This is a genomic window from Acidimicrobiia bacterium (assembly GCA_016650365.1).
GTDB lineage: Bacteria > Actinomycetota > Acidimicrobiia > Spongiisociales > JAENVV01 > JAENVV01.
This window is the reverse complement of record JAENVV010000222.1, coordinates 1-4,582: the sequence shown is the minus strand read 5'-3', so window position 1 is coordinate 4,582 and position 4,582 is coordinate 1. Positions and strand designations below refer to the sequence as shown.

Below are 4,582 nucleotides of genomic sequence, written 5' to 3'. Positions count from 1 at the left end.
CGCTCGCAACACGGGATATCTCGTTCGGCAAATCGAGGGATTGGACCATGCAACGAGTCTTATTCAACACGAGGGCGTCAACTGTCTCAACTGGACGGTGGGTCACATCGTCAATTACCGCAACGTGATACTTCACCTGCTTGGGGCCGACCGAATCGACTGGACCGACGCCCGCTACGACCGCGAGTCGGAACCGATCACGGGTGATGGACCGGATGTCGTACCGTTCGACGAAATCAAAGAGTTGCTGGTCGCATCCGGTGAGGCGCTGGCCAGGTCACTCCGGGCATCTACCGACGTCGACCTCCAGCGTTTGGTCGAATCCGGTGACCAACAGGTCGCGGTCGGGTCACGGATCCAGTTCTATTTCTTCCATGACACCCTCCACGTCGGGCAGGCTGACGTCCTGGCTGGGATCAGCTGACGTGCGGGTGTTTCTGGCCGGAGGGACCGGCGTCATTGGACCGGTTTTGATCGATCGGCTTCAGGCGGGCGGGCACACGGTCATTGCGCTGACCCGTTCAGATGCCAAGGCCAAACAGCTGGCGGCGGTCGGTTGTGAAGTAGCCAGAGGAGATGCTCTGGACCCTGAGACGCTCAAGCGAGTAGCGGTTGCGGCGCGACCCGAAGTCATCATTAATCAACTGACCAGTCTTCCGAAATCGTTGATGAATCCGATCCAGGCAAATAGTGACGGCAAGCTGACCAACCAACTTCGGGTGTTGGGGGCGCCCGCCCTGGCTGCGGCGGCCCGGGAGACCGGTGCCAGGTTGATCGCTCAATCGATTGCCTTTGCTCAGAAGCCGGGAAGTGGCATACGCAAGGAGGACGATCCTCTCTATTTGACCGCTCCGGCCAGTCATCGGTCGGTCATCAAAGCGATTGGCATTCTTGAGGAGGCCACGCTGGAGGCTGGCGGGGTGGTGCTGCGCTACGGACACTTCTATGGTCCGGGCACCTATTTCGCCCCCGACGGTGCCTACGCCGTGATGCTGCACAAGAGAATGCTCCCGATTGTCGGACAAGGGCGGGGTTCGTTCCACATGCTTCACCTTGATGATGCTGCCGAGGCAACCATCAAAGCCATCGGGGCACCGACCGGTGTCTACAACGTCACCGATGACGTACGCGTCACGGCCGGGGATCTCCTGCCGTGGCTGGCCAGAGAGATTGGAGCGCCTGTGCCACTCAGGGTTCCACCGATCATGTTCGCGCTCGGGCCGCTAACCATTCTCAGGTATCTGATTGATGAACAGCCGGCGGTTTCGAATCAAAAGGCCAAGGAAGCCCTGGGATGGCTTCCGAGATACCCCGACTGGCATGAGCCTCTGGCCGAACTGCTCCGCCGTTAGTCCAGGGGGCGAAGTTGACCAAGTGGTGGGCCGAGCACGTCCATCCAGGAGTTGTTGGCGATCTCCCGGTATCGATCTGGATCAGCCGGCCCGGCCGGCAGCGCGGCGTGTTCTTCAAAGAATCGTTCCATCCCCGACGGTGTGAACATCACGAGCAGCTTTCCTGGTGATTCGCTGATGTTCTGAAAGCAGTGGGCGGTTCGGCGAGGGACGAAGAAGAACGAACCGGGTTCGGCCATGAAGACCTGATCGTTGGCAATGAATCGGAAGTCGCCTTCGAGGATGTACCACATCTCATCTTCGCGGCGATGTGAATGAAGCGGTGGTCCTTCCTTCGGGCCGATGCCGACTTCGAGGAGCGTGAAGGATCCGTTGGTGGTATCCGTGTTGGCTTTGACGGTGGCGGGTCCTCCGGCAGGCCCGCGAATGACATGGCCTTCCCCGGGAGGCACGATGAACGCTGACACCTTTGAATCGAACACGAGCAGCCTCCTGGGCTTGGGCCGACGGTGTGGCGGCGCCAGCAGAGGCTACCCGCCCTCGGAATGGTGATTTGGTTGTTTTCGGTATTCCTTATCGGCTCGAATCAACGATCGAATGAGCCACGCCAACACCACGAACGGAGCCGCAACGAACAGGATCACACCGAGCGTTTGCAAGGCTCCGTTGGAGGCTGCTTCATTGACGCTGCTTGAGGCCCGGAGACTTATCACCGGGAGGACCAGCATGCCGAACCAGCCAAATGGCCAGACCAGGGTGGTCAGTAGCTTCTGGGCTTTAGACCACACTGGCGACATCCAAACGAGCGCGATCCCGATCACCCACCCGATGATCGGGATAAGAGAACCGACGCTGATGAAGATCAGACCGAATACTTCTTTGGCTCGCGTCGGTCTGCCGACGGCCGCTTCTGCCCCGGCATCGGCCGCGATTATCTCGGGAGAACCGAGCCGTTCGAGAACGGTACGAACTTCGGCCTCGTCAGCCTCGGGTGGCAGAGCTTGTTCGATGTGCGACTCGAGATCATCAACGATGGACGCTTGCCGACTCGGCGGTAGCGACCGGGTCGCCGCTCGAACCGAACTGAGGTAGTCGTCGATAAGTGTTTGGTTGGTCGATTGCATGAGCATTCATTCCCCTGACACGGATAGGACTTTGTCGACGGTGTCTCGAAACCGAGCCCAGTCATTACGAAACGCATCCAGCGCGGCTACCCCGGCACTGGTCAGTGAGTAGTACTTGCGGGGTCGATTTGAACCCTCTTGTTTCCAGTTGGTGTTGACCAGTCCAGCGTCGTTGAGCCGTCCGAGCAGCGGATACATGGTTCCCTCGCTCGTTACCAGTCCATCGTGACTGGCCAGGGTCTCCACCAACTGGAAGCCATACATCTCTTCAGCAGAGAGCAGTGACATCACGCAGTACTCGACGACCCCTCGTCTGAGTTCGGTGAGACCGGGACCTTGATACTTAGCCATGCGTGACATGATACTTGGTCTGACAAGGCTTGAATCAGAATAAGTCAGATTCTTCGGAGAAATGTTTCAACCGGAGTGGCGGGCGCGCTCGGTATGTCAGGCGTGCCGGATCAGGTCGTCGAACAAACCCTGCTGGGTGGGATCGGTGTGGGCAGTCACTTCAGGATGCCATTGGACACCAACCAGCCACGGATGGCCGGGTAGCTCGACCGCCTCAACGATTCCGTCTGGGGCGAGGGCTGTGACGACCAATCTCTCGGCCACCCGATCAAGTGCCTGATGGTGTCCCGAATAGGCGACGACACGTTCGGTACCCATGGCCTTGGCGACAGCTGAACCGGGCGCGGCCTCGATGGCATGGGTTGTCCAATGGCCGTTTTCGTCCCGGTGGATGTCGTCTTCGACAACATCTGGCAGATGTGGGTGGAGGGTTCCGCCCAGGCCGACGTTGAGTACCTGGATACCCCGACAGACGAAGAGGGCCGGAATGGTCGACTCGACGAGCGACGCCGTGAGTTCAAAGTCGGATTGATCGCGCTCCAATGCCGCCGTTTGTACCCGTGGGTCTTCGTTGCCGCCATAGCGAACGGGGGCTACGTCGGTGCCTCCGGATAGGACAACTCCATCGAGCTTGTGTAACCAGCGGGCCGGGTGCGGTTCTCCGGGAGGCAAGAGCACGGGGACGCCTCCGGCTCGCCGCACCGCGTCGACGTACTCGGTGGGGACGGAATAGTGAGCGGCGTAGTGTGCCGAGGGGGAGGGGTGTTCGGTTCTGTCGTAGGTTGTTATCCCGATGAGCGGCTGCATGGTCGCCGAGTGTATCGGACTACCAGAACTCGGACATTTCCGGACCCGCCTCCGGGACCGGTGACATCGTTCTAGTGTGACCACCCATGGATCACGAACAGTCCGAACCCGTCCAACGGAAAGCAGTCACCTATGTGGTGATGGCCGCGCTCTTGGTGACGCTGGTCGGCGGAGGTGTGGTGATCTGGCGCGCATCGGCGGACTCTGCCGTTGAACTCGAGAACGATCTTGCCGGAGTGTTCGACGACACCTTCGGCGGACGGGCCGATCAATCTTGGTGCGAAGGCGAGTGCTCCGTGACCGGTCACGAATGGCACACCCAGGGGGCAACCCTGTTGGTTGCAGAAATGGTTGCCCAAGAGGCCCGGACGGTTGGCGCGGAGGGCTTCGTCGAGTCAGGCGGAACCGGCGCGGCGTTGGTACGGATTTCAAAAGGGCCGGCCGAAATTGTGGTCGGGGTGACTGACGCAACCTGGTACAACGCCACGACGGCCGCCGCCGGGGTGTCGGTTTGGTTCACTTCGGTTACGGCGCTCGACGGACAAGAAAGCGCCAGTCGGATTGTCGGTAGTGTCGCACCATGACGACCGCATCTGAACTCGCTGACGCCTACTGGCAGTATCGCAAACAGACCAATCACTTCGCCGGGCTGATGCGAGGCGACCTGGCCTACCTGGAGCGCTGGACCGACCTGTCGGCTGCGGGGACGCTGGCGGCCGTTGCCCAGAATGAGTCGTTTGCTGCTGAGGCTCGAGGCCTCGTTACGGATAACTTGACCGATGAGGTCCTCGCAGCCACCGTGGCCGCTTCAGCTACGAGTGACGCCCTGACGTACGCTGCCCAAGCCGAACTACTCGGACCCAACATGCAAATGGGGGTGGTTTCGTGGCTCTTGCCCGGCCTGACGGTCCAGCCACTGGTCACTGCCGACCATGGTGATCGGTACCT

8 protein-coding genes are annotated in these 4,582 nt (G+C 60.4%); 4 read left to right on the top strand and 4 right to left on the bottom strand.

Annotation, left to right across the window (positions count from 1 at the left end; all coding sequences use genetic code 11):
• Positions 1-424: DinB family protein (locus JJE47_13265; GenBank protein MBK5268396.1), on the top strand; the 424-nt coding region annotated here is incomplete at its 5' end.
• Positions 375-1,352, top strand: a complete 978-nt coding sequence (locus JJE47_13260) for an NAD(P)-dependent oxidoreductase (protein MBK5268395.1) — start codon at positions 375-377, stop codon at positions 1,350-1,352. The genes JJE47_13265 and JJE47_13260, both read left to right, overlap by 50 nt.
• On the opposite strand, the gene JJE47_13255 is transcribed toward JJE47_13260, so the two are convergent.
• The 4 genes from JJE47_13255 to JJE47_13240 all read right to left on the bottom strand — a co-directional run bounded on the left by JJE47_13255 (position 1,349) and on the right by JJE47_13240 (position 3,634).
• Entirely contained in the window at positions 1,349-1,834 is a 486-nt protein-coding gene (locus JJE47_13255) for a cupin domain-containing protein (protein MBK5268394.1), read from the bottom strand. The two genes, JJE47_13260 and JJE47_13255, sit on opposite strands and share 4 nt — an antisense overlap.
• A 48-nt stretch (positions 1,835-1,882) precedes the next feature.
• On the bottom strand, positions 1,883-2,476 hold the full coding sequence (locus tag JJE47_13250; GenBank protein ID MBK5268393.1) for a hypothetical protein: 594 nt from the start codon (positions 2,474-2,476) through the stop codon (positions 1,883-1,885).
• A gap of 6 nt (positions 2,477-2,482) precedes the next feature.
• A complete protein-coding gene (locus JJE47_13245) occupies positions 2,483-2,827 on the bottom strand; it encodes a PadR family transcriptional regulator (GenBank protein ID MBK5268392.1) in 345 nt (114 codons plus the stop codon).
• Between the two features lie 96 nt (positions 2,828-2,923).
• Positions 2,924-3,634: a gamma-glutamyl-gamma-aminobutyrate hydrolase family protein gene (locus tag JJE47_13240; protein MBK5268391.1), complete on the bottom strand. Its 711-nt coding sequence runs from the start codon at positions 3,632-3,634 to the stop codon at positions 2,924-2,926.
• An 86-nt stretch (positions 3,635-3,720) separates the two neighbouring features.
• Here JJE47_13240 and JJE47_13235 point away from each other — a divergent pair, with 86 nt between their 5' ends.
• Both JJE47_13235 and JJE47_13230 read left to right on the top strand, forming a co-directional pair.
• Positions 3,721-4,218 (top strand): hypothetical protein, encoded by a 498-nt coding sequence (locus tag JJE47_13235; protein MBK5268390.1) that lies wholly within the window; start codon positions 3,721-3,723, stop codon positions 4,216-4,218.
• Positions 4,215-4,582: hypothetical protein (locus tag JJE47_13230; protein ID MBK5268389.1), on the top strand; the 368-nt coding region annotated here is incomplete at its 3' end. The genes JJE47_13235 and JJE47_13230, both read left to right, overlap by 4 nt.